25 protein-coding genes are annotated in these 24515 nt (G+C 54.0%); 18 read left to right on the forward strand and 7 right to left on the reverse strand.

The window, feature by feature from the left end; genetic code table 11:
* Nucleotides 1-88 precede the first annotated feature (88 nt).
* The 7 genes from E6C60_RS21490 to E6C60_RS05575 all read left to right on the forward strand — a co-directional run bounded on the left by E6C60_RS21490 (nt 89) and on the right by E6C60_RS05575 (nt 6994).
* Complete coding sequence (locus E6C60_RS21490; RefSeq protein ID WP_325053201.1) at nt 89-364, forward strand: NAD-dependent epimerase/dehydratase family protein; 276 nt, start codon at nt 89-91, stop codon at nt 362-364.
* Complete coding sequence (locus tag E6C60_RS05550; RefSeq protein ID WP_325053202.1) at nt 310-1050, forward strand: NAD-dependent epimerase/dehydratase family protein; 741 nt, start codon at nt 310-312, stop codon at nt 1048-1050. Before E6C60_RS21490 ends, E6C60_RS05550 begins: the two co-directional genes overlap by 55 nt.
* Nucleotide 1051: 1 nt before the next feature.
* Nucleotides 1052-2416 carry a UDP-glucose dehydrogenase family protein gene (locus tag E6C60_RS05555; protein WP_138224900.1) on the forward strand — a complete coding sequence of 455 codons (1365 nt, stop codon included), beginning with the start codon at nt 1052-1054 and terminating at the stop codon, nt 2414-2416.
* 109 nt (nt 2417-2525) lie between these two features.
* Nucleotides 2526-4505, forward strand: coding sequence for a tetratricopeptide repeat protein (locus E6C60_RS05560; RefSeq protein ID WP_138227647.1), 1980 nt, complete (start codon nt 2526-2528; stop codon nt 4503-4505).
* Nucleotides 4506-4695: 190 nt separating this feature from the next.
* Nucleotides 4696-5385, forward strand: coding sequence for a methionine ABC transporter ATP-binding protein (locus tag E6C60_RS05565; protein WP_138224901.1), 690 nt, complete (start codon nt 4696-4698; stop codon nt 5383-5385).
* On the forward strand, nt 5385-6086 hold the full coding sequence (locus E6C60_RS05570; RefSeq protein ID WP_138227648.1) for a methionine ABC transporter permease: 702 nt from the start codon (nt 5385-5387) through the stop codon (nt 6084-6086). Before E6C60_RS05565 ends, E6C60_RS05570 begins: the two co-directional genes overlap by 1 nt.
* 77 nt (nt 6087-6163) lie before the next feature.
* Nucleotides 6164-6994 carry a MetQ/NlpA family ABC transporter substrate-binding protein gene (locus tag E6C60_RS05575; protein WP_138227649.1) on the forward strand — a complete coding sequence of 277 codons (831 nt, stop codon included), beginning with the start codon at nt 6164-6166 and terminating at the stop codon, nt 6992-6994.
* A gap of 41 nt (nt 6995-7035) precedes the next feature.
* On the opposite strand, the gene E6C60_RS05580 is transcribed toward E6C60_RS05575, so the two are convergent.
* From E6C60_RS05580 to E6C60_RS05590, 3 genes are all read right to left on the reverse strand, one after another.
* Nucleotides 7036-8283, reverse strand: a complete 1248-nt coding sequence (locus E6C60_RS05580) for a sensor histidine kinase (protein WP_138224902.1) — start codon at nt 8281-8283, stop codon at nt 7036-7038.
* A gap of 212 nt (nt 8284-8495) precedes the next feature.
* Nucleotides 8496-9464, reverse strand: a complete 969-nt coding sequence (locus E6C60_RS05585; protein ID WP_138224903.1) for an anti-sigma factor domain-containing protein — start codon at nt 9462-9464, stop codon at nt 8496-8498.
* Nucleotides 9461-10057 (reverse strand): RNA polymerase sigma factor, encoded by a 597-nt coding sequence (locus E6C60_RS05590; RefSeq protein ID WP_138224904.1) that lies wholly within the window; start codon nt 10055-10057, stop codon nt 9461-9463. Before E6C60_RS05590 ends, E6C60_RS05585 begins: the two co-directional genes overlap by 4 nt.
* A gap of 203 nt (nt 10058-10260) precedes the next feature.
* Between E6C60_RS05590 and E6C60_RS05595 the strand changes: the two genes are divergently transcribed.
* The 8 genes from E6C60_RS05595 (at nt 10261) to E6C60_RS05630 (ending at nt 18736) form a co-directional block, all read left to right on the forward strand.
* Nucleotides 10261-11868 (forward strand): copper amine oxidase N-terminal domain-containing protein, encoded by a 1608-nt coding sequence (locus tag E6C60_RS05595; protein ID WP_175415215.1) that lies wholly within the window; start codon nt 10261-10263, stop codon nt 11866-11868.
* A gap of 254 nt (nt 11869-12122) precedes the next feature.
* Nucleotides 12123-13073: an acetylxylan esterase gene (locus tag E6C60_RS05600; protein WP_138224906.1), complete on the forward strand. Its 951-nt coding sequence runs from the start codon at nt 12123-12125 to the stop codon at nt 13071-13073.
* A gap of 207 nt (nt 13074-13280) precedes the next feature.
* On the forward strand, nt 13281-13658 hold the full coding sequence (locus E6C60_RS05605; protein ID WP_233281160.1) for a Na-translocating system protein MpsC family protein: 378 nt from the start codon (nt 13281-13283) through the stop codon (nt 13656-13658).
* A gap of 129 nt (nt 13659-13787) precedes the next feature.
* On the forward strand, nt 13788-14570 hold the full coding sequence (locus E6C60_RS05610; RefSeq protein ID WP_138224907.1) for an ABC transporter ATP-binding protein: 783 nt from the start codon (nt 13788-13790) through the stop codon (nt 14568-14570).
* Between the two features lie 53 nt (nt 14571-14623).
* The gene (locus E6C60_RS05615; RefSeq protein ID WP_138224908.1) at nt 14624-15505 is read left to right on the forward strand and encodes an ABC transporter permease; all 882 of its coding nucleotides are present in this window, start codon (nt 14624-14626) and stop codon (nt 15503-15505) included.
* Between the two features lie 73 nt (nt 15506-15578).
* Nucleotides 15579-16622: an ABC transporter substrate-binding protein gene (locus tag E6C60_RS05620; protein ID WP_138224909.1), complete on the forward strand. Its 1044-nt coding sequence runs from the start codon at nt 15579-15581 to the stop codon at nt 16620-16622.
* Between the two features lie 55 nt (nt 16623-16677).
* Nucleotides 16678-17337, forward strand: coding sequence for a cysteine hydrolase family protein (locus E6C60_RS05625; RefSeq protein WP_138224910.1), 660 nt, complete (start codon nt 16678-16680; stop codon nt 17335-17337).
* 16 nt (nt 17338-17353) lie between these two features.
* Nucleotides 17354-18736, forward strand: a complete 1383-nt coding sequence (locus E6C60_RS05630) for an MFS transporter (protein ID WP_138224911.1) — start codon at nt 17354-17356, stop codon at nt 18734-18736.
* Nucleotides 18737-18768: 32 nt separating this feature from the next.
* Here the strand turns inward: E6C60_RS05630 and E6C60_RS05635 are convergent, their stop codons facing one another.
* Entirely contained in the window at nt 18769-19320 is a 552-nt protein-coding gene (locus E6C60_RS05635; RefSeq protein WP_138224912.1) for an SLOG family protein, read from the reverse strand.
* A gap of 139 nt (nt 19321-19459) precedes the next feature.
* On the opposite strand from E6C60_RS05635, the gene E6C60_RS05640 reads away from it, so the two are divergent.
* Nucleotides 19460-20368: a DUF6612 family protein gene (locus tag E6C60_RS05640; RefSeq protein WP_138224913.1), complete on the forward strand. Its 909-nt coding sequence runs from the start codon at nt 19460-19462 to the stop codon at nt 20366-20368.
* A 192-nt stretch (nt 20369-20560) separates the two neighbouring features.
* Entirely contained in the window at nt 20561-21085 is a 525-nt protein-coding gene (locus E6C60_RS05645) for a mismatch-specific DNA-glycosylase (RefSeq protein ID WP_138227651.1), read from the forward strand.
* 74 nt (nt 21086-21159) lie between these two features.
* Here E6C60_RS05645 and E6C60_RS05650 read toward each other — a convergent pair whose 3' ends face one another.
* Together E6C60_RS05650 and E6C60_RS05655 are read right to left on the reverse strand one after the other, a co-directional pair.
* Nucleotides 21160-22020 carry a 1,4-dihydroxy-6-naphtoate synthase gene (locus tag E6C60_RS05650; protein WP_138227652.1) on the reverse strand — a complete coding sequence of 287 codons (861 nt, stop codon included), beginning with the start codon at nt 22018-22020 and terminating at the stop codon, nt 21160-21162.
* 6 nt (nt 22021-22026) lie between these two features.
* Entirely contained in the window at nt 22027-22689 is a 663-nt protein-coding gene (locus tag E6C60_RS05655; protein WP_138224914.1) for a futalosine hydrolase, read from the reverse strand.
* Between the two features lie 236 nt (nt 22690-22925).
* Between E6C60_RS05655 and E6C60_RS05660 the strand changes: the two genes are divergently transcribed.
* Nucleotides 22926-23531: a TetR/AcrR family transcriptional regulator gene (locus tag E6C60_RS05660; RefSeq protein ID WP_138224916.1), complete on the forward strand. Its 606-nt coding sequence runs from the start codon at nt 22926-22928 to the stop codon at nt 23529-23531.
* A gap of 93 nt (nt 23532-23624) precedes the next feature.
* Here E6C60_RS05660 and E6C60_RS05665 read toward each other — a convergent pair whose 3' ends face one another.
* On the reverse strand, nt 23625-24515 hold the full coding sequence (locus E6C60_RS05665) for an S-layer homology domain-containing protein (RefSeq protein WP_138224918.1): 891 nt from the start codon (nt 24513-24515) through the stop codon (nt 23625-23627).

Consider the following 24515-nt stretch of genomic DNA (forward strand, 5'->3'; position numbering starts at 1 on the left):
CCCGCTAAAGCGGAGGTCCTGTCAAGACTTGCAGCCATACAGTATAGGAGCAGAGCGTGTGGAGGAAGGAGGGAAGCAGTTGAGTAAAGTGCTGATTACTGGAGCTGCCGGATTTCTCGGCTCCTGTCTGAGTCAAAGGCTGCTGTCTGCCGGACATGATGTCATTGGAGTAGATAACTTCAGCTCCGGGCAGCGAAGCCGATTCGCTGTCTTGCAGCAGCATCCTCGCTTTACAGGGTTTGAGTATGGCGTGGAGTGTGAGGAAATCCTCACACTGAGCCGCTGGAGGACGTACAGGAGATATATCATCTGGCTTCTCCGGCTTCGCCGAGGTTTTATCAGGCCGCTCCACTGGAAACGATAGCAGCGAACACGGCAGGGACGCACCAGATGTTGAGACTCGCCCGCAGAAACAAGGCGTCCATGGTATATGCCAGCACGAGTGAAGCTTACGGAGACCCCCAGGTTCATCCCCAGCCGGAGAATTACTGGGGAAACGTGAATACCTGGGGACCCCGGGCCTGCTATGACGAAGGCAAGCGGCTGGGTGAAGTGTACTGCTATGAATACTTTGACAAGTTTCAGGTGAAGGTCAAGGTGGCGCGAATCTTCAATACGTATTCCGCAGAGCTGCGCAATGATGACGGCCGGGTCATTTCCAATTTCGTCAATCAAGCTATTCAGAATCAGGATATTACGGTTTACGGGGACGGCAGCCAAACCCGTTCCTTCTGTTATGTGGATGACCTGCTCGGCGGCCTGATCCGGATGATGGAGAGTGATGCAGCCACCGGGGAGATCATCAACCTGGGCAATCCGCAGGAGTACCGCGTGCTGGAGGTAGCAGAGCTCACCAAGCGGCTGGCTCAGTCCCATAGCCGCATTACCTTCCATCCGCTGCCGGAGAATGATCCCAGGATCCGGCGCCCGGTCATTGATAAAGCGAAGGCGCTGCTCGGCTGGGAGCCTGTCGTTACGCTGGAGGAAGGACTGTTGCGTACCATAGAGATTTATCGTTCGCGGTTCAATAAATATGGTGGAGGGGCGTGACATGAAGACAGTATGCTTGGGAACCGGCTATGTCGGAACTGTAACCGCTGCGGCGCTGGCCATGGCAGGGCATCAGGCGACCGTAATTGATATTGATAAGCAAAAGGTAAACAGCATTAATGCAGGAGCCAGCCCTATATTTGAGCCGGGACTGAATGACGTCATTTCCCTTCATGCGGGACGGCTGCTGACAGCCAGTGTGTCGCTGGAAAGTGTGCGCGAGGCGGACGTCATCTTTATCTGTGTAGGGACGCCTGCGCTGCCGGACGGAACGGCTGATCTCCGCTACGTAAAGGATGCCGCCCGCTCCATCGGAGAGAACCTGAGCCTGGAGCGCTTTACTGTGATTGTGAACAAGTCTACGGTGCCTGTAGGTACCGCAGCTCTCGTTGCCTCTATTGTGGAATCGGTATCCGGCGGAGAAGCAGAGCGTCATTTTACGGTCGCGAGCAATCCGGAATTTCTGCGCGAGGGCTATGCGCTGGAGGATGTTCTTTTTCCCGATCGCATTATCGTGGGCACACAGCATCCCGAGGGCCTGGCAAGGCTCAGAGAGCTGTATAAGCCTTATGTGAAACGGCTGATCCGTATACCGGATGTACTGAAGCCATATCTTGAAGGAGCAGGGGGGCAGCAGGAGACGGTATATTTTGAAACGGATACCAAAAGTGCCGAGCTGATCAAATATGCATCCAATGCATTTCTCGCTGTCAAAATCAGCTACATCAACGAGATAGCCCGATTGTCTGAAGCGCTGGGTGCGAACACTGCACATATCGCCAGGGGCATGGGCCTGGATTCCCGAATCGGGGAGAAATTTCTAGAGGTATCGAGCGGCTGGAGCGGCAGCTGCTTCCCCAAGGATACCCAAGAGCTGTGGACCACCAGCCGCAAATACGGCGCTGAGCTGAGCATTGTGAGAGCGGCAATGGATTCGAATGAAGAAATGAAGCATTTTTGTGTGCGCAAGCTCCAGCGCAAGCTGAAAAGCCTGAATGGAAGCTGCATCGGGCTTCTGGGGCTGACTTTTAAGCCCAATACCGATGATGTACGTGAAACGCAGGCGCTCTTCATGATCCGGCAGCTTCTGGAGCTGGGGGCCCAGGTGAGGGTGCATGATCCGAAGGGGATGGACCATTTCCGCCGGCTTTATCCTGATCTCCCTGTCGATTACTGCGAGAGCGCAGAGGAGGCGGCAGAGCGGACGCATGCGCTGGTGCTAATGACGCATTGGGAGCAATATTTACAATTAAATTGGAAAATGATATTTTATTCTGTGAAGCAGCCCTATATTCTGGATACCCGCAATTGCCTGAGGGGAGCGGAGCTGAGAGAAATGGGCTTTGACTACGAAGGTATTGGGTAAGAATAGAAGGAATTGTCCTCCTGCATTCGGGCAATTCCTTTTCTTTTGCAGAATGGACGGCCGGGTGCAGGAGCAGTGAAATACATAGGGTTAAAGGGTGAATTCCAATATGCGGTGGAGGAACAGGCTGTGGCTGCGCCTTGCCCAAAGAGCCCTGAAGAATCGGGATCGGGAGCGGGCGCTGGCCTACATGGATAAAGGTAAAGATGAGATAAGTACGCTGCAGGACCAGATTGCCTACGTCAATCTGCTGCACGGTGCCGGCCGCTCACAGGAGGGGCTGACGTTGCTGGGCCAGATTATTGACCAGAAGGGAGCCTCCGCTGCTTATGAGCGGCGCGCGCACCTGCTAAGGGAGCTGGGACGGGGCGAGGAAGCCATTACGGACCTGGATGAAGCTATTATGCTGAACAGCGATAACTATTTGAACTGGTATACCCGCGGTGTGCTGAATCGGGATTTGGGAAATTATGAAGAAGCCATCCGGGATCTGAAGCAGAGCATTAGCAGAGAGGGGCCGGAGAGTATCATCTCCACCTACTATGAGCTGGGCATGACGTATGTGGAAAGCGGAGATCCTGCCGCTGCCACCCGCTGGTTTCAGCTAAGCATTCAGCGGCCAGAGCGAAGTATACCGATGTACTACTTCATGCTGGCCCGGTGCCTGTGCCATGAAGGGAAGCCGGAAGAAGCAAAGCAGGTGCTGCTGCAGGGGGTAGAGCTGGCGGACCGCTATGAAGCCCAGGCCGATGAGGGCTACGCGCTGTTTGATGAGTCTACGAGTTATAGTAGGGGCGCGTTCCTGACGTTTCAGCGGCAGATGAAGGAGAGCTTTTCTTTCCGCCTGCTGCTTGCTGATATTAATCTGCAGCTGGGAGACATCGACGGGGGCCTTAAGGCGATTGCTGAAGGATTGGCCAGATATCCCGGAGAAGTGGAGCTGTATCTGAAGCGGGCCATGCTTCTTTCTGCCGCCGGCAGAGCCGATGAAGCGAGGGAGAATTTGCGGCTGGCCGTGCACCAGGAGCCGGATGATTTAAGGGCCTATGCCGAGCTTTTGCGTCTGCTGCGGGAAGAGGAAGGAGAGGCAGGAGAAGAGGCTGCGCTGGAGCTGCTCACGGGGCTGATGAAGCGTCAGCCGAGAACACCCATTGTCTGCTATTGGGTAGCAGACAGCCTGTATCGCCTGGGCCGGCACGAGCATGCGCTGGACATGAACAGCCGCCTGCTGGAGGTAGAGCCGGATGATCCGGCCAACTACATCCAGCGTGCAGACATCTACATTGAAATGGGCAGCCTGCCTTCCGCGGAGGAGGCCATGCAGCAAGCCGTGAAGCTGGAGAACAGCCCGGAAATTCATAACAAGCTCAGCTACATTCAATATTTGCAGGGGCATAATGAGGATGCGCTGCTATCCCTCCAGCAGACGGCAGAGCTCGATCCGGAGTATGAGCAGCACCCCGCCTATCAGTCCGCCAGCGGACATATTTATAAGGAGATGGGCATGTGGGATTTGGCTGTTCAGGCCTACAGCCGGGCGATTCGGGCAGAGCCCCGCCAGGTGAAGCTGTACGAATTCCGCGCCGGCTGCTTCCTGGAAACGGGGCAGCTGGAGCAGGCAGCCGCGGATTGCACACGGGGGCTAGAGCTGGATGGAGATGCTGCGGAGCTGTACAGTCTCCGCAGCTCGGTTTATTACGCAATGAAGGATTATCCGGCGGCTGCACAGGATATGCAGCAGTACCTGCACTTTTACCCCGAGCACCCCGGAGCTTATTACCGACTGGGACAGATGCTGTACAAGAATCGGGAGGAGGAGGCTGCACTGGCTGCTTTTGACCGGGTGCTGTCGCTCATTCCCGAGCATGCGGACTGCTATTTATATAAAGCTCATATTTATTTCGGACAGCTGGAGCCAGAAGCAGCTCTGCAGCACATTGTGAGCTGGGGGCTGTTCTATGATAAGGAGGCCCCGGTCGGAGAGAGAGTAAACGCCATTCGCTCGCTGGAGGGCTTCACAGAGGAGATCCTGGAGGAGGCTGCAGAACGCTTGAGAGGCATGTACGGCCAAAGCCAGTATTTATCCTGAAGCCCGTGAGGGGAAACGACGTGTTATTTCACCATTTTCTGTAATCCTCTGCAATGATACGAAAGTCGTGAAACTGTGGTATGATAGGAGCACTGACTTTTCATTTCAAAGAAACGGCTTTCGCGGCCCTGACAGGCGGCGGGCCGTTTCTTCTTGCGTCTTCACAGCATGGCAAAGGAGGTGATGTCCTGTGATATCCTTGCAGGAGGTCAGCAGAAGCTTTACCCAGGGGGACAGCCGCCTTCAGGCTGTGGACCGCGTGACGCTGGAAATTGCAGCGGGCGAAATTCACGGCATTATGGGAGCCAGCGGAGCAGGCAAGTCCACGCTGCTTCGAATGATTAATCTGCTGGAGCGCCCGGATGCCGGGAAGGTATTCGTGGGAGGTCAAGAATTGACGGTTCTCTCGGCATCAGCGCTCCGGCAGGCGAGAAGATCGATCGGCATGATCTTTCAGCACTTTAATCTGGTCGGCAACCGGACCGTGGAAGGGAATGTAGGGATGCCTTTAGAGCTTTCAGGCGTGCGCAGGCCGGAGCGGCAGCAGCGCACAGAGGAGCTGCTTCGCTATGTAGGCCTGCTGGAGAAGAAGCACCAGTACCCCGCGAGCCTGAGCGGAGGCCAGAAACAGCGGGTGGCCATTGCCCGTGCCCTGATCTCGCGTCCTAAGGTGCTGCTGTGTGACGAGCCCACCTCGGCACTGGATGAACGAACAGCTTCAAGTATTCTGGAGCTGTTGAAGGAGGTTCATGCCTCGGGAGTTACCATCGTCATGGTTACACATGAGCGGAGTGTCATTGACCGGATGTGCAGCCATGTTTCGGTGATGGAGCATGGACGCATTCTCCTTACGGCGCCGGTAAAGGAGAGCTATCCATGATGGAATGGTGGAACAATCTCTATCAATATCTGGCGGACTACTTCCAGTATGTATCCGGGTATCAGGAGCAGATCTGGAAGGCGATCGGAGAAACGTTCGTGATGGTCGGCATTTCCATTGCCGCTGCCTTGCTGCTCGGGCTTCCTGCAGGCACGCTCCTGTATCTGACCCGAAGGGGACAGCTGCTGGAGAATCCGCTGCTGTTCGCCATCGTCAACAGCCTGGTGAATGTCATACGCTCGTTCCCGTTCCTGCTGCTGGTAGTTGCAATGATTCCGCTCACGCGACTGATTGTCGGTACTGCCATCGGAACACTTGCCGCCGCTGTGCCGATGTCGGTCATCGCATTTGCGTATTATTCACGGCTGGTCGAGCAGTCACTGCTGGAGGTCCCCCGGGATGTCATTGAGGCCGCCTCTTCAATGGGAGCATCTACTCTGCAGATTATTGTGAAATTTGTATATGTGGAGGCGCGCTCGGGACTGGTGCTCGGCCTGACGACTTCCATGATCAGCTTCATTTCGTATTCGACGGTGATGGGCATCGTTGGCGGAGGAGGCGTCGGGGACTTCGCGATCCGTTATGGCTACCAGCGCTTTGAATACGAGATTATGGTGTTCACGATCATCATCATGATCATTCTGGTACAGTCCATCCAGTTCGCCGGGAATGTGTGCTCCCGCCTGCTGGATAAGAAATGAGTTTCAATCAGCCCGCTACGCCTGCGCGGCATATCTCAACACATATAAAGGAGACAACAACGATGAAGCTATGGAAAATGAATACGGGCCGGCCCTGGGCAGCCCTGCTGCTTGCTCTGGCCCTGATTACAGTAGCCGGATGCGGCCAGGCCGGCAATGAGTCAGAGCCGGAAGGCAAGGCTGTGGAGGAAATTACGCTGAAGGTGGCTTCCCTGATTCCGCCGATGACCGATGTTCTGGAAATGGTAAAGCCGGCGCTTCAGGAGGAGGGCATCCTGCTGGAGGTCGTCATTCTGTCGGATAATATTCAGCCAAACCACGCGCTGGCGAACAAAGAGGTCGATGCGAACTTCTTCCAGCATGCTCCGTACATGGAGGACTACAACAAGAATAACGATGCCGAGCTGGTGTCGGTGCAGCCGATTTACAACGCTGTTTACGGTGCGTACTCCAAGCGGTATGACTCCATTGAGGAGCTGCCGGAGGGAGCTGTGATTGCGGTGCCGAATGATCCCTCGAACATTGGACGCTCCCTGGTCATGCTGGAGCAGCACGGGATGATCAAGCTGAAGGAAGGGGTAGGCATTCAGGCGACGGTAGGGGATGTCGTGGACAATCCGAAGGGCTACGAGTTCGAGGAGGTCGATCTGCTTATGCTGGCGCGCACGCTGGATGATGTGGATCTGGTGACGATGACCCCGGCTTACGCCAAGCCGCTGGGACTGACGCCGAAGAAGGATGCGCTCATCACGGAAGGAAAAGACTCGGAGTTTGCGATTACGCTTGTGGCCCGCGAGGACAATAAGGATTCCGAGGCGATCCAGAAGCTGGCACAAGTCATGACAGGATCAGACGTACGGGCCTTCTTCGAAGAGAACTATGCCGAGATCGCGATTCCTGCGTTCTAAAAAAAGGTGACCTCCTAACGGCTTGACCCCTGCCTGCAGTCTCAAGCCACAGGCAGCGAGATCGTAAACACCGTGCCGTTCTGCGGCTCGCTGTTCACGGATACTGTGCCCTGCATGGAACGGATGGCCTGATAAGAAAAGGTCAGCCCAAGGCCGGTTCCGGTTCTTTTGGTAGAATAGTAGATGGAGCCAAGACGGCTGAGCTGATCTCCGTCCATGCCGACTCCGTTGTCGCGAATCTCGAACTGGACCCGGTCTCCCAGAGACTTGAAGGAGATAAGGACCTGGGCGTGCGGGACGTCCATGCAGGCCTCAATCGCATTTTTGATGAAATTCATGAGCAGCTGCTTCATCTCGGTAGAGTTGCCGTAGACCATCACGGCTTCTGCAGGACAGTCGGTCTGAATGCTCACCTTGTGCATGGTGGCGTACGGGGTCATGACCTCGACAACGGATCTTAAATGAGTGATGAGGTCAAGCTCTTGCCTGTGAGAGCTGAGCGGCTTGCTCATGGATAAGTAATCTGACAGGATCTGCTCTGTCCGGTGAATTTCTTCAATGCTAATATCGATAAAGCGTTCTGTTTTGTCCGGAGAGAAGGCATTGGAGCGAATTAATTTCAGAAAGCCCAGCACGGTCGTCAGCGGATTGCGGACCTCATGGGCGAGTGAGGCGGCCACGTGGTTGGCCGCTTCTACTTTTTCATTTTGCAAATAACGCAGCTGCAGCTCTTTATCGCTGACCGATTTGTTAAATAGCGTCACGATCAGCCAAATGCCAATAAAGTTCTGCACGGGCATGACGATCATGTTAAAGGACAGGTGCGTCAGCAAATAGTCGGTGTGACTAAAGTAAAGATAGATAAGTGGAAGAAACGAGAAGAGGACAGCCGCCAGCAGCGTGACCAGCTGCTTCCGCCTTGCTCGATGATAGGCAGCGCTCAGCAGAACGGAGATGGGAAAGGTCACACACATAATAATCATGGCGTTGAAGGCCCCAATCCCCCCAAGATACAGGCGGTAAGCCACAAATTCAGCCAGGAGAATAAGCCCGGTTGTTATGCCGCCAAAGACCAGGCCAAAAAACATAATGACATATCGGATATCGAACATAATGCCTTGTACGGCACTGGATGGGAAGGTCATCGCGAGGAACAGAGAAATACAGCAGGTGATTGCGATGAAGGCACGGGAGTAGTTGATCTCCAGATTCCGATAGTAGACGTTGTACATAACAAAAGGCATTAAAGCAAATAACAGCTGCAGCAGAACACCCTTAAATTCCGACAAAAGACATCACCCTCTTAAACCAAGATTGTGTGGCTGCTTACGAAATTCACTAGAAATATTCGACAGTGGGGAAGGAATATCCTTGAGTTTTATACAAAAAAATCATGAAATGAGACTTTCCATAACAAAAAGGACCGCTTCTGAGGATCAATGATCTTCAAAAGCGGTCCTTTTGCATCATGCATGAAGTGGCCTTAGGTTAAAGCTGTTATCTAAATATCAGCCCCGGCGATGGGCGCCGCCAGGATAAGCCGGCCTCGCGGCTGTTCCCCATAAGCATCCGGCTCCACCGTAATTGCGACGGTGTCATAATCCTCCGGCTCAAAGGTGTAATACAGCGCGCCAATGCCGTCTCTGGCGAGGAAGGTGCCGGCGTTGCGCTTGTCTTCGCCTTTGATGAGCCATACCTGGAAGGCTTCATTGGATTGCAGCTCCGGCAGATTCTCAGCCTGCACGACCAGATGGGTGCCCTGACTGTCAATGACGATCGTAGCCAGGCCCTGAGCAATAATGTCCTCAGAGACCGGGTCCAGCTTCACCGCTTCACCCAGCTTTAAGCCCTGTGAGGGCTTGAGCGCATCATTCAGCATGGCCTGCAGCCGGTCTGCCTCATTCTGTGCAGCCAACAGCTCCTGCTTCGCAGCCTCGGCCTCGGCAGACTGCAGCTCCAGCTGCTCCACTTCACCCCGAAGCTGGGCACTGTACACCCCTAATGCAATAACGGCAGCGGCAAGTCCGGCACTGGCAGCCCGCCAGCCGCGACTGCTTCGCATGGAAATAGCTCTTGGCGGTGCCGAAGCCGTGCCGCTTTCTGTGGCTGAAGCCCGTTCAGCCGCAGAAGACCTCTTCGTGGCCTGAGACTCCGCACGCTGATTCAGCCCGTTCCCGGCAGCAGGGACAGATTCTTGTCCAGCCGCATTCGGTACGGCTGATGCATATGCTGTGCCGGCTTCACCCTGCAGCACATGTCCCAGGATGCGCTCCTTCATGCCGGCCGGAGGCTGAACAGGCGTTGCCGCCAGCGGCAGGTAATCCAGAATCTTCTTCATTTCCTCCACCTGCTTCACACATTCAGGGCATTCAGACAAATGCGCCTCGAATTCCTTCTGCTCGGATGCGGACAATCCCCCAAGTACATACAGTTCAACGAGCTCTACCATCGTTGTATGCTTGTCCATCATACAGTCTCTTCCCTTCTTTCCGTCTCCGCCCACAGATTCAGCGCTCCCAATCGCTTTTGAAGCTGTTTCATGGCCAGGCGGACCCGGCTCTTGACGGTGCCAAGCGGTATTTGATATTGAACAGAAACCTCATGCTGTGTCATACCCTGATAATAGATGGAGTCCACGACGATCTTCTGCTCTTCGCTTAATTCTGCCAGGGCTTCTGACACCTTTAGACCCAGCCACCGGCTTTCTACGACCTGCTCTGTGTTGCTACTCTCATCGGGAATGAGATGAATCACCTCATCGTCCACCGGGGAGGCGGCGTTGCGCGCTGATTTGCGGCGCAGCATATCAATTGCGATATTGCGCGTGATGGCAAACATCCAGGTCGTCAGCTTTCCCTGCTCGCTCTGGTACCGTTCTGCATGATTCCAGATTCGCAGAAACAGCTCCTGCATCACTTCTTCCGCCGCCATCTCATCCTGCACAATGCGGTAGGCAAAAGCGTAAATGACTCTCTCATACTGGCTGTACAGCTGCTCCAGAGCAGCACTGTCCTTCTCCATGATCCGCTGCATGAGCAGGCGGTCATCGTGATTGTCATTCATCCGGAGGCTCCTTTCCCTCAAAACCTCCCTATAGTATAGCTTTCGCAGGGAATGTTCCAAAGGATTACATTTTATTTTATTTTTTTTTGAAAAAAAGTGATCCAAATCTAAAAACCTCTCGTTACATGGGACAAGAAGCCATTCACAAGACGTGAAGGGTTGCTCATAACATACCATTTCTTAAAAGGAGTGTGCAAAATTTGATGAAATCCACTTTAACCCGAATGCTGACCTTGATGCTGGCATTCATGCTGGTTGTACCCGCAGCAGCCGGTGCTGCAGCAGCACCTACTGTGAAGGGAGCCGCCGAGGATCTTCGCTCTGCACTGGGACGTCTCTTGGGAGAGCATGCGGTGCTGGCGCTGACGGCCATGCAGAAGGGATACGACGGGAAGGCAGACTTTAACGCAGCGGCAGAAGCGCTGAATGGCAACACGGAGGATTTGACGCAGGCGATCAGCTCTGTATACGGTGCTGAAGCGGGCGTAGCATTCAAAAAGGTCTGGAACTCGCACATTGGTTACTTTGTTGACTATGTACAGGCTTCAGCAGCGAAGGACAGTGCCGGCATGCAGAAGGCTGTCCAGAATCTGGAGAAGTACCGCATGGAGCAAGCCAAGTTTTTTGCCGATGCGAATCCGTACATGAATGAGCAGCAGACGGCAGAAGGCCTCAAAATGCACATTAATCACCTGCTGGATGCTTTCAACAGCTATACCGCAGGCAAATATGACGAGGCTTACAGCTATCAGCGTGAAGCTTACATGCATATGTTTATGACAGGTGACGGCATTGCCGGAGCGATCATCAAGCAATTTCCGAAGCAATTCCCGGGGGATGCCATGAGTCCGGCATCGGATCTGCGCTCCGCTCTGGAGCAGCTGCTTGGCGAGCATGCCTTTGCAGCAGCTGTTACATTGCAAAAGGGCATTGACGGTGCACCTGATTTCAATAACGCAGCAGCATGGCTGAACATGAACACCGAGGATCTGACGAAAGCCATTGCTTCTGTCTATGGCAATGAAGCTGGAGCAGCGTTCAAGACGATCTGGAACTCTCATATCGGCTACTTCGTCGACTATGTGAAGGCTACAGGCGCTAACGATGCGGCAGCCAAGCAAAAAGCAGTAAATGATCTGGAGAAGTACCGGATGGAGCAGGCTAAATTTTTTGCAGATGCCAATCCGTTCATGAATGAGCAGCAGACCGCGGAAGGTCTCAAAATGCATATCAACCACCTGGTGGACGCATTCGACAGCTATGTAGCTAAAGACTATTCAGAAGCATACATGATGAACCGTGAAGCCTACACACATATGTTTATGACGGGTGAAGGCATCAGCGGCGCTATTGTGAAGCAATTCCCGGACAAGTTCATGCAAGGCATGACTCCTGAGAAGCCGGCAGCACCTATGGTATCCAAGATCACGCTGGGTCTTGGCAGCAAAATGCTGATGGTAGACGGAAAAGCGGTCAAGATGGACGTGGCTCCAATGATCAAGTACAACAGAACCTATATCCCGGTTCGCTACCTTGCTGAAAGCCTGGGAGCGGAGATCAAGTTTGACAATACCACCAAGACAACCTGGATCATGGCCGGTGACGATAAGCTGGCATTCTGGATCGGTCAGGATGTTATGGAGCTGAACGGCAAATCTCAAAAGGTAGGCGCGAAGGTGTTTATCGAGAATGGCCGTACCCATGTACCGGTTCGCTTTATCGCTGAGCTGCTTGGGTGGAAGCTGCATGGAACCGCTCAAGACCTGATGCTCACGAAGGAAATGGCTCATATGGGCCACATGAATCATTAATCCTCATTCTTCATTAAAGTAAGCCTAGGTAAGGCGCCCCTGCTCAAGGTGACAGACTGGATGTAACACAATCCGGCTGTTCCCTGGATGCAGGGGCGCTTTTTTTGCGTAAAGAAAAGTGAGAGGATAAAAGGGATTCATTCGCCAATGCAGAAGTAAGCATGCTAGGGGATGTGCGAGGCTCAGCGGCTTTGAAGGCTGCGGCTTCTTGTTCCACATCCAATCGACAGCATAAAGGAGCTTATGAAATCATCATGAATACGATCAGCCTTCGAAAAATCGAATTGGAAAACTGCAGTCCCATCCCGACCATGGACGAAAGCCGGCTTAACCGGTTCTGGGATGAGCAGCTGGCCCGGCATGAGGAACGCCCGCTGGAGGTTACAATAGCCGGGGAGGATACACCTTACCCGGGAATGAAGGTGAACAAAGTCACCTACAAAGGCTTTGATGAGACGTCTGTACATGCATGGCATATTGCACCGGTACAAGCCGAGACGAATGCACCGTGTGTGGTGACCTTTCCCGGCTACACGATGGACCGCGGCTTTCCGGAGCGCTATGCTCACTATCTGCTGCTCGGCTGGCATGTGCTGGCTGTAGACGTCCGGGGGCAGTCGGGAGAGACCGGCAGCCTGCTGCCGCTGGACAGCGGAATCGCTCGCGGCTGGATTACACAAGGCATTATGGAGGCAGAGCGCTCCTATTATATGGCGGTTACTATAGATGCGGTGAGAGCCGTCAAGGTAGCGGCCGGGCTGCCGGGCGTCGACGCCAAGCGTATTGCCACAGCCGGGGGAAGTCAGGGCGGGGGACTCGCATTCATCAGCGGAGCACTCAGCCCGCTTGTCGCAGCCGTTGCGGCGGATATTCCCAATCTGTGCCGTATGGATTACGGGGTGCTGCATTCTACCAGCTCCTTGACGGAGGTGGCACAATACATCAAGCGCTATCCCGACCGGCTGGAGGCTGTTCTGTCGAGTCTGGCGCATTTTGATATGCTCAATCTCGCTCCCCGGCTCAAGGTGCCTGTGATGGTGTCAGTAGGCTGGAAGGATACAGTTTGTATGCCGGAGACCATCTATGCCGCCTACAACCGGGTTCAGTCGCCCAAGGAAATCCGCGACTATCCATTCTCCGGTCATGAGGTCAGCGAGCATCAGAAGCGGGAAGCGGTGGTGTTTCTGCAGAAGCATCTGGGCTGAAGGTGAGGATGAAGCAATATCCTGAAATTCCAGGTCATAATGTAAGTTTATATAACACATAAAACTATTTTTGTTAGTTTATTTAACATATTCTATTGACTTTGGGCTTTTTACCCCTATAATTAAACACAAAGAGTCAGAGGAAACATCGAATCAACCTAGAAATTTTGATTAGGTGTTACTATAACTCACATTGGGGTGCTTGACATGATGATTACGGCCGGCGATCTCAAGCAGGATATTTTGAGAATTTACAACGCCATTAACAAGAGGATTTTTAATGTGGGCGTCAGGCAGCAGAAGGTCGATTTTGTCGGCAGCAAGATCATCATCGTCTCCAGAAACACCCGGGTTCCCGTCTTAAAGCTGCTGGATGAGCATGATCCCCAGTCTACACGCCAGCTGGACCATCTGCTGTTTCAGGTGCTGAAGCAGGAGATCAAGAAGGAGTTTGAACAACAGCTGAAATTGAATATTATCACGATTCTGAAGGATTATGATGCTGAGACCGAATATTCCGGTACCATCGTTTTCCTGGAGAAGGACGTGGAATGTTATCTGAACGACAAGCCGGAACTCTGTTAAGAGAGCGGGCCGATCGTCAGTTTAGTATCGAACTGTGCAGGAATGCTGCACGTTCGGGCCTGGACTGGCGATTTTTTTATACCCGCTTTGAAAATAACCCCTGTAATTTCAGAAAAAGGAGGAAACAAAATGAGTCAGCACAAAATTGAGATTGATGGTGTCAGCAAATGGTTTCGCCGCAACGGAGAGGAGATTGCTGCGATGCGGGAGACGAATCTTTCGATTGAAGCCGGCAGGTTTGTCAGCATCATCGGCCCCAGCGGCTGCGGGAAATCGACCTTGTTCAATATTATTGCAGGCCTGATGCCGCCCTCCACGGGACGGGTGCTGGCGGACGGAGAAAATATCGTAGGCAAGACCGGTTATGTCGGGTACATGCTGCAGAAGGATATGCTCCTCCCATGGCGGACTATCCTGGATAACATTATTCTCGGCATGGAGGTAAGGGGCGTTCCTCATCAGGAGGCGGTTCAGCGCGCCTTGCCGTTGATGGAGAAGTACGGACTGAAGGGCTTTGACAAGCATTATCCCAAGGAGCTTTCAGGAGGGATGAAGCAAAGAGCAGCTTTACTGAGAACGCTGCTGTATGACCGCGATATTATTTTGCTGGACGAGCCCTTTGGGGCGCTGGATGCCCAGACCCGGCTGACGATGCAGAACTGGCTGCTGCAGATTTGGGAGGATTTCGGCAAGACGGTGCTGTTCGTTACCCATGACATAGACGAAGCCATTTATTTATCGGATGACATTTATGTGTTTTCCTCCAGACCCGGGCGGATCAAGTCCAAGATTACAGTGACCATGGAGCGTCCGCGCAAGACCGAGGATATGACCTCTCCGGCCTTTATGGAGCTCAAGCAGCATCTGATGGACTTGTTATCCGCAGGACATGAAGAGCCCGTATCGTCCTAGTCTCTCAAATACTGTATTTCACATTTTATGAATCTAGTGAAGGAGTGATCTGAATGGAAACTGCACGTAAAGAAGCCTTTGTTGTACATGCCATCCCCTCCCCGGAGCTGTCTGTCAGTGGAGCCAAGAGGCCGGAGGTGGTGCCTTATATTTTGGATGAAGAGGCTATCGAACGAAAAAGAAGCCGGCGGATCGTATGGGGCAGAGCCGCCGTGGCTGCCATGATTTTTGTGATATGGGAGGTGTTTACGCGCCTTGGCCTGCTGGATGCCTACTATTGGAGCAGCCCCAGCGCCATTGCCGAGACCACCTGGATTCAGCTGACGGAAGGAACGCTGATGCGCGATGTCATTTACACCTCGGGCTCAACCATTCTAGGTTTTATGTTTGGGACGGCCTTGGGAGCATTGCTGGGACTCTCGTTTTGGTGGTCGAAATCGTACGCAGGCGTCAGTGAGCCGTACTTAATTATTCTCAATGCCATGCCGAAGCTGGCGCTTGCGCCTGTCCTGGTCATCCTGCTCGGCATCGGATTTTTCTCCAAAGTGGCACTGGCATTCTCTATGACCGTAGTTGTCGCGGCACTGTCGGCCTACAGCGGCGTGAAAAGTGTCGATCCGGATATGGAAAAGCTGATGTACTCGCTCGGCGCAAAACGGCGTCAGGTGTTCGCGAAGGTCGTGGTGCCGTGGTCGATGCCCTGGATCATCAGCAGCCTTCGCATCAACATCGCTCTCGCACTTGCCGGAGCTATAGTAGGTGAATTCATCGCTTCGAGTCAGGGAATCGGACGCATGATTATGTATGCGGGGACCATTCTCGATATTAACCTCGTTTGGGTTGGCGTTGTCGTACTGTCGTTCCTCTCGATGCTAATGTACTGGGGCGTGGTTCTGCTGGAGAAATGGCTGTCCAAGGGCCTTGCCAAGGTCTGAGCCATAGAGTCTTCTCGCTTCCATGACAAAAGGGTTACATGAAAGACCACTATAGATGAAAAGGGGAATGAACATGCACAGAACGATGAAAAGACTGCCTTTGCTTTTAGCCGGATTATTGCTCACTTCACTGCTCGGAGCCTGCGGCGGGAAGACGGAGGAAGAAACGGTATCGGCCGCTGGCGGTACGGAAGAACTGAAGAAGATCGTCATTGCCGAGCCGCTTCATTTGACGGGGTATTTGCCGCTGTATGTAGCTCAGCGGGAAGGGTATTTTGAGAAGAGAGGTCTGGACGTTGAAGTCATTCAGGCGTCCGGCGGCGCGCATGTTACCGCTGTCGTCAGCGGAGATGCGTGGGGCGTGATCGGCGGTGCCGAGTCCAATGCGCTGGCGAACAAGAACAACTCTGACCCCATCGTTTCTGTCGTCAATGTCGTGAACCGGGCTAACGTGTACCTGATGGCGAAGAGTGGTACCGGACCAGCAAGCAATTCCCCGGAGGACCTGAAGGCTTTTCTTGAAGGAAAGAAGATTAACGCTGGCCGTCATGGAGGTACACCGAACCTGTTGACCCGCTACCTGCTGGTCCAGCTGGGTCTTGACCCGGCCAAGGATGTACAGCTGCTGGAGCCGGCGGACGGCTCGACCGTGGTCACGATGGTACAGCAGGGAGCGGCTGATATTGCCAATGGCGCCGAGCCGCAGATTAGCGACGGGATGTCAAAGCAGGTCTGGGACGAGCCGTTTTACAAGTTCCATGATCTTGGCGATTTTGCTTACTCGGTGCTCAGTGTAAAGAAGTCCACGATCGAGAAGGATCCGGAAACGGTGCAGAAATTTACCGATGCAATCATCGAGGCGCTGCAGGCCGTGCAGAATGATAAAGAGCTGGCGGCGAGCATCCTTAAGGCGGAATTCCCGACGCTTTCCGAGGAGGCGCTGCAGGCGTCCATGGACCGTGCGTATGAAGATCATCTATGGAGTCTGGACGGCATGATTTCCGAAGAAGCGTTGAAGAACGATATGGAGGTTATGATTCAAACCGGTATCTTTACAGGCGATTATGCGTATGACGAGCTGGTTGATATGCAGTTTGTGAGAAACGCGCAGCCGTGATGAAGGAAAAAGCTAGGGTTCTTAACCCGAGTAATGACTAAAGGAGAGATTAAAGATGAGAACATTGGAAGAGCTGGTCAAGGAAACACGCACGGCGGTCATTGTGGTGGATGTTCAGAATGATTACTGTCATCCGGATGGGGCTCTGCCCCTTTCCGGCTGTGATCTCAGTGGAGTCAAGAGCATGATGCCGAATTTGCAGGAGCTGTTAACGCAGGCGAGAGCAAACGCGGTTCCGATTATATTCATTCAGACCTTTCATGAGAAGGCTACCGATTCCGAAGCCTGGGTAACCCGTTCCTCGGGCCGTTCATCAGCAGTATGCCGTACGGGCAGCTGGGGCGCTCAGTTTTACGAGGTCTGTCCGGAAAAAGAGGATGTGATCGTCAACAAGCACCGATACAGCGCATTTGTAAATACGCGGCTTGACTCCGTGCTGCACACGCTGAAGGTGGAGACCCTTGTCATGACAGGAGTAAGCACGAATGTGTGTGTTGAATCGACGGCCAGGGACGGCTTCATGCGGGATTACAACATCGTGCTCGTCCACGATGCATGCGCTTCGTATTCCCAGAAGGCCCATGACATGACGGTGGAAAATATTGAAGGCTACTTCGGGAAGGCGGCTACTACTCCTGAGCTGATTCGTTGCTGGGAGCAGTCTGGCCACCACAGTGCTGAAGTGCTAAGGCCGGCGCAGCCGGCAGTGAGCTGATGGCCGTGTGAAAGGCATGTCAAGCGATTCCCTTCGTCTGACCCAATATACGATCTGTTTGGGAGCGCTGCTATCTAATTTGTCTGCAGGGATGTTCAACATTGCACTGGTAGATATTGCGGACTCCCTTCAGGCAAGCCTGCCTTCTGCACAATGGGTTGTCACCGTCTACCTGCTTGTTATTTCTGTGCTGCTGCCCCTTATGGGAAAGCTGGGCGACCGGATCGGAAGAACAAAGGTGCACAATGCGGGCTACTTCATTTTCCTTGCCGGAGCGCTGGGCTGTGCACTGTCGCCTTCCTTGCCGCTGCTTATTGCTTCGCGGGTTGTTCAAGGAGCCGGGGCCGCTATGTATCAGGCGACGAATATGGCGCTTATAATCAGTGTGTTTCCTAAGGATCAGCGCGGCAGGGCACTGGGATTGATCAGTACATTTGTCGCAGCGGGCTCACTGGCGGGACCTGGCCTTGGCGGCCTGGTGCTGGAATGGTTCAGCTGGCGGACCGGCTTCTGGCTGCTAACGGCGCTGGCGCTGACAGCCTGGCTGCTCGCAAACCGGCTGATTCCCAAAGATGCTCCCTCCGGCGCCGGGAAACCAGATCTTGCCGGAGCCGCCCTGTTCGCCGTCTCGCTGACGGTTTTGGTCACATCACTGAGCCTGGGAGGAAGCTACGGCTGGGTATCCTGGCAGGTTCTCGCTCCGATCATCGCGTCTCTTGCCGGCTTCCTGCTGTTTACGGCAAGGTGCTTAACCCCGTGGCCTGGCAACCGGGAGCCATTTATCCAGCTGCGGCTGTTCCGGGAGCCGGGCATTGCCGCCGGTATCGGTGTGACGCTGGTCACGTATTTGGCGGCCTTCTCCGCGCAGCTTCTTCTTCCGGTATTTTTTCGGAGTGAACTGGAGCTGGGACCGGCTGCCGCAGGGATGATTATGATGGGGTATCCGCTGTCACTGGTTATTTTTTCTCCGTTATTCGGAAGCTTGTCAGACAAGCTGGGGACGTATCCCTTGATGTCGGCCGGTCTGCTGCTGATGGCTGGGGCGGCAGGAGCGATGAGCTTCTTGTCCGCTTCTTATCCAGTGCTTGCTGTGCTTGCCTTGATTGTGCTTCTGGGCGGGTCCATGGGCATGATTACTCCCCCTAATAATTCTCTCATCCTGGGCCGCGCAAGGAAGTCCGAGCTGGGGCTTGTCAGCAGCCTCATCGCGCTCTCCCGCAATCTGGGCATGATGCTAGGCACCGCAGCCGGTGGAGCGGCGCTCGGCTTCAGAGATCAGGCTCTTGGCTTTCGCAGCCTGTTCCTGCTCTGTGCGGTGCTGCTGCTTCTGACCTTTGCGGTCTTCGCGCTGTCGTTTCGGTCTTCGCGGTCCAAGGAGTTTAGGGAGATCGAGGGCTAGCACAGCAGTGCCGGGTTAAGGAGTGAATTTCGTTACTCCCAGGGCTGGTCATCCTCCAGTGCCGCCTGGATTTCCTCGTGTCCAATATTTACGTAGCCGTAGCCTGATTCCAGATGCTGCCTCATAGCCTGCTCCTTGATGAACCGCGGGCTTGCTTCGCCGTTTTCCTCGTCATATACTAAGAGGATTCCGTCGCTTTTCCGCAGCAGGAGCTCGTCTCTTGCTTTGAATTGCCAGCTGCCCTCATACCCCTTTTTGCTGACTGAGGTATAGAAATCGACTTGCCTGATCAGTCCCTGAAAATAGGTCTTTTTCTCCTCATTCCACTGCTCCTCCGGATGGCTGTAGGCTGTTACAATGGAGCACTTCAACTGGGGATACCTGGACTTCAGACGGATTGCCGCCTCGATGGCCCAGAGATCGACCCCGTATTGGCCGGGAGTGAGCACCCACTCCAGTCCGTCTTCCAGAAAAGGGATCAAGCGTGATTCGATCGCCTTGATAATATAGGGGATGCCCTTATGCTTGTTGCTGTATACGCCGAGCTCGTGAGCCCGGTAGCCGGTGATCAGAAGATTTTTCAAGGGTGACACTCCTTCGGGTTGATGCCTCTACTATAGCATAGCAGACCGGATGGCTGCCGATGTGTTACAGAACAGGGAGGATTGGGTAATAGGGTTGGTAGCGAAAAATTATGGAGTCGACAGGCAGGAGGAAATCATTTTGAAAAAATGGACAACAGGATTATTAAGCGTGATCTTGGCATTTGGACTGGCTGCATGCAGCAGTGACAATGAGGCTGAGGAAGCAGGTACGGCAACGCCGCCGGCGAACACTGAGCAGCCTGCAGAGAACGGAGAAACCGTGACCGAGCCTGCCGAAGCGCCAGCAGAGGAAATGACAGAGACACCGACCGTAGATGAGCTGATTCAAAAAAGCGCCGAAGCCGGCGAGAATTTGAAAAGCTTCTCGATGACTTCTGATATTGAGCAAAACATCAGCCTGGGTGAAGAGCAGCAGAACATTAACATTCAGATGATGGTAGATACAACGATGGACCCGATGCAAATGTATCAGGAAATGACGATGGATATGGGAGAGCAGGGCAGCCAGGAGCTGAAGCAGTACATTTTGGAGGATAGTGTGTACTCCGGAGTGGAGGGCGAATGGTACAAAATGCCGGATGCTGAAGCCAAGCAAATTATCGACAGCATGGCCATGACCTCACAGAGTCCAGAGCAGCAGCTGGAGCAGTTCAAGACGATTGCCGAGGACACGGAGATCAGTGAAGATGGCGATCACTATGTGCTGACAGCCGATGTTTCTGGCGACAGCCTGAAGGAGCTGGCTCAGACTTACATGAACCAGACTGGTGGTAGCGATGCGCAGACGCAGGCGATGCTGGAGCAGATGGATATCAAGAGCATGAAGATCGTGTTTGGCATCCATAAAGAGACGTACCTGCCGATGGAATCAACGGTAGATATGGTCATGGAAATGGCGGAAGGCGACCAGAAGATTACACTGGAAATGAACATGACCAGTGACTACAGCAAGCACAATGAAATCGAGAAGATTGAGGTGCCGCAGGAGGTTCTGGACAGCGCAAAAACGATGGACAACGCCGCCTAAGCCTTAAAGCACGAGCCTGGCGAGAGTGAGCAGTGCAGGGCCCCGCAGGTCAGTGTGTATGTATTATAATGAAGAAAGCGGCAGTGCCGGAGGGAACTCTGCACTGCCGCTTTTTATGGCTCCTGCTTAATACACTGCGTTCGCGTCGTAAAGACCCTGGCAGGGAGTGCTCAGTAGAAGGAGGAACCGATGATGAATGAAGTCAGTGACCATCTGGATTACGGGCTCTCGGTCATTTTTATTGGCTTTAACCCTAGTCTGCGCTCTGGTGAAAGTGGACATCATTATGGTAACCCGCGTAATCACTTTTGGCGTATTTTGCAGCAATCGGGTATTACTCCAAGGCTATACCATTTTTCCGAGGATCGGGAGCTCTTGAAGCTGGGGTATGGCTTTACGAATATTGTCGCGCGGCCTACCCGCGGAATCGACGATATTACACGGGAGGAATATGCCGCCGGGCGAAAGCTGCTGTACGACAAGCTCATGCAGTATAAGCCGAGCATCGCTTGCTTTGTCGGGAAGGGCGTATACACGGAGTTTAGCCGAAAATCCCGGGCGGAATGGGGCTTTCAGGCGGAGACGGTCATTCCGGAGGTCAGAGAATTTGTCGCTCCGTCTTCCAGCGGGCTGGTACGGATGAGCATGGAGAGCATTGTAGAGATTTATAAGCAGCTGGGCAGCAATCTGGCGCAGGATTCACAAGAATCAGAGTAATACGAACAACAGGCCACCTGGAAGAAGAGCTTCCAGGTGGCCTGCTGTTTGTGCGCGCTGCGTGGAGCCGTGGGTTAGTTCCCATCGGGGAATTGCAGCAGCTCCGGTGCAACTGGAGGTACGAGTCCTTCTGCGGCGGCGCGCTGGAGCAGGGCAGCTACGGCGGCATGGCCGTCTTGACCGAGGTCCTTAGTATATGCATTGACATAAAGCTGGATATGCGACTTGGCTACGTCCGGGTCCATCTCCTGAGCATGCTGCATGACATATTCCTGGGAAGCCAACGGGTCGTTCCATGCCTGCTCCACCGAAGCGCGAATCCAGGACGTAATCCGGGTCAAATCCAGCGACCGGCGAGCAATGATGGCGCCCAGCGGGATAGGAAGACCGGTATCCTGCTCCCACCAGCTTCCGAGATCGGTCATCAGCTGCAGGCCATAGGACGGATAGGTGAAGCGGGCTTCATGGATGACGAGTCCGGCGTCGACATGGCCGTCGCGAACGGCAGGCATGATCTCGTGAAAAGGCATCACGACGATCTCGCCCAGACCGCCGGGAATCTGCTGGGCTGCCCACAGGCGGAACAGCAGATAAGCGGTGGAGCGTTCGCTCGGTACGGCCACGCGGCGGCCGCTCAGCTGGGACGGCTCTGCCGCGGCGCTTTCCCGTCCCGAGGTTAGCACGAGCGGACCACAGCCGCGTCCCAAGGCGCCTCCGCATGGAAGCAGGGCATATTCCTCCAGCACCCAGGGCAGAGCGGCATACGATATTTTGAGAATATCATGGGACCGGGGATCTTCTCCCGCAGCCCAGTAATTGGTTACATCAATATCGGCATAGGATATGTCGAGCTCCGGTGCGCCGGGAATCAGTCCATGCGCCCAGGCATGAAACACAAAGGTGTCGTTAGGACAGGGGGAGTAAGCAATCTTCAGCATTTCTCATACAACCTCCGTAAGTATGGAACTGGCCGCCTCCAGACGTTTCAGGGCACCTGGAATGTCCCAGGCTTCTCTGTCTCGGAGGCCGACACGGTTAGATATTGCGCGAAGCTCAAGCACAGGCAGCTTGACGTCCGCTGCCGCCTGCGCTGCGCCGAAGCCTTCCATGGCTTCAGCCGCCGCGAGCGGGATGCGGGCTGACCGCGCTGCAGCGGTCTCTGCAGTGCCTGTCGCCGTCGAAACCGTCAGAATAGGACCACAGACTGCCTGGAGACCGGCGCGGTTCAGCGCCTCGGTCAGTGAGCGTGTGATGGGCTCGGGGGCGGCAATCGCAGACGAGCCAAAGCCCAGCTCATCGACGCTGAGAAAGCCGCCAGGGGACTCCGCGCCGAGATCGGCTGCGATCATGCGGTCAGCGACGACGAGTCCCGCTTGGTCCGCTTGTCCGTCGAATCCGCCGCCGATGCCGGCACTAATCACGAGGCGATGGCGTCCGCCGCCTGAGGCTAGAACTCTTGCGGTAGCCGCGGCCGCCGCGGCCGGCCCGACACCGGCAGCGATGACCTCAAACCGGTCATCGCCGTTCAGTCCCCGCAGGATGGCTTCCTGCTCGGGAGCTACGGCGGTAACAATTAAAATGGATGCCTCTTCATAATGGGACAATGACGTTCACTCCTTCTGACTGCTGCTCTATGGGACAAGCTGTGTTATTAATAAAAAACCTTAGTCTATAACGTTATAACGTTCCGGTGCAATTGTAAAGGGCAGTCCCTTTGGTGCAATAAGAATCGGAGCAGATTCCTTTTATGAATGTAAAAAAACACCAATTTTATAGATGTTGAAATAGGCATCAGGTATAATGAGGTGACAACTCAGTAGAGACGAAAGGACCGATATCATTGCGCAAAAAGGGATCTAACGGACAGGAAAGCAGAGCCAGACTGCTGGAAGCAGCAGCTCAAGAATTCGCACGTTCAGGCTATCATGAAACGAAGATCAGCACGATCGTGTCCCGGGCCGGGTTAACCCAGCCGTCCTTTTATCTTTATTTTCAGAGTAAGGAAGCAATTTTTGAGGAACTGATGGAGCTGTTTGAGATTCAATTCAAGGAAATGGGCAGGCATAGCAGGGAAGAGCCCGATGACCCGGATAACGTGGGCCAGGAAGGAAATCGCAGGGAGGCTTCCGAGGGGCAGATGTACCGGGAGCTGGCAGGATTGTTCGGTTTTCTGGGGAAAAATCAGGATTTGACGCAGATTGGTTTTTTTACGGGAACGCAGTCGGCGGCACTAAAGCGCAGGCTGATGTCGGCCATCCACAGCGATTTTGCTGCAAAGCAGCAGAACGGCCATTTCCGGCATGATGCTGATATGGAAATTGCTGCGGAATGTCTGCTGGGAACGATCGAATGCCTCACCCGGGAACAGCTGCTCACGGGCAAACGTCCGCCGGAGGAGCTGGCACAGGAGGTGGTGCGGCTTTATTTACTCGGCTTGATGGCATAATGTTATTACATTTTATACATATGGATAAAGCCGCCTCTTTAAGCGCTGAAGAGGCGGCTTTTGATACTTTTTACGCATAAAGATCGTCTACAGTTACGGCTTGACCATCTCCGGGGTGTAATCACTGGATATATAGGTGAAGGCTGCAGCTTCCTTCATATCGGCAGGGTAAATGGCGGCCGGATCCGGCAAGGTCAGGGAATAGTGGATCTTTGCTTTGCCATCCTCGGTGAATTCAATCCGGTCAATGCGAACACCATAGCCGGGGGCTGGCAGCTCGCTGCGTGTAATGGTGACCTTGTTGACGTCGTCATTTACTGGTTCAACGGATAAATCAAGGACAGCTTCCCCCTGATCCTCTTTCACTGCGGTCTGATTGGCTACAAACTCTGCAGCCTTGGATACCATAACCGCTGCCTCCAGGCGGGTAACAGGGGCATCAGGATGGAAATACCCTTTCTCATCAAGCTCGGCAATTTGGGTCAGGAGCAGAAACTGGAGCGCCAGGCGGTGCTCGGGGTCGATATTTCCTTCGTCTTTAACGTTAATATACATTTTGACGGTTGGGAAATCTCCTAAGGCTTCAATACCGCTGTGAAGCAGCTCTGCGAATTGAATACGGCTCATCGCCTTTCCCGCTTTAAAGCTGGCATCCACGGCTAGACCGTTCTCTGCTGCAATCCGGACCGAAGAGCTGTACCAAGCTTGCTCCGGGAGCGCTTTCGCCCATGCTGGCACTTCGGCGGCAGACGCCTTCAAGTTCAGTGCCTTCACGACGAGCTGTACCGCCTGCCCAGATGTCAGCTGCGCGTTTGGTGCAAATGTGTCCGATGTCATTCCTGAAATCACACCCTGCTGCTGCAGGCGTTCAACCCGGTCGGCCTCCTCACCCTTAGGCAGATCGGAAAAAGCAAAAGCGGACGTTCCGGTCACAAGCAGTGATGCGGCAGCTATGCTGATCATGGATTTTTTGAATTTCATCAT

The sequence above is a fragment of the Paenibacillus algicola genome, assembly GCF_005577435.1.
Taxonomy (GTDB): domain Bacteria; phylum Bacillota; class Bacilli; order Paenibacillales; family Paenibacillaceae; genus Paenibacillus_AQ; species Paenibacillus_AQ algicola.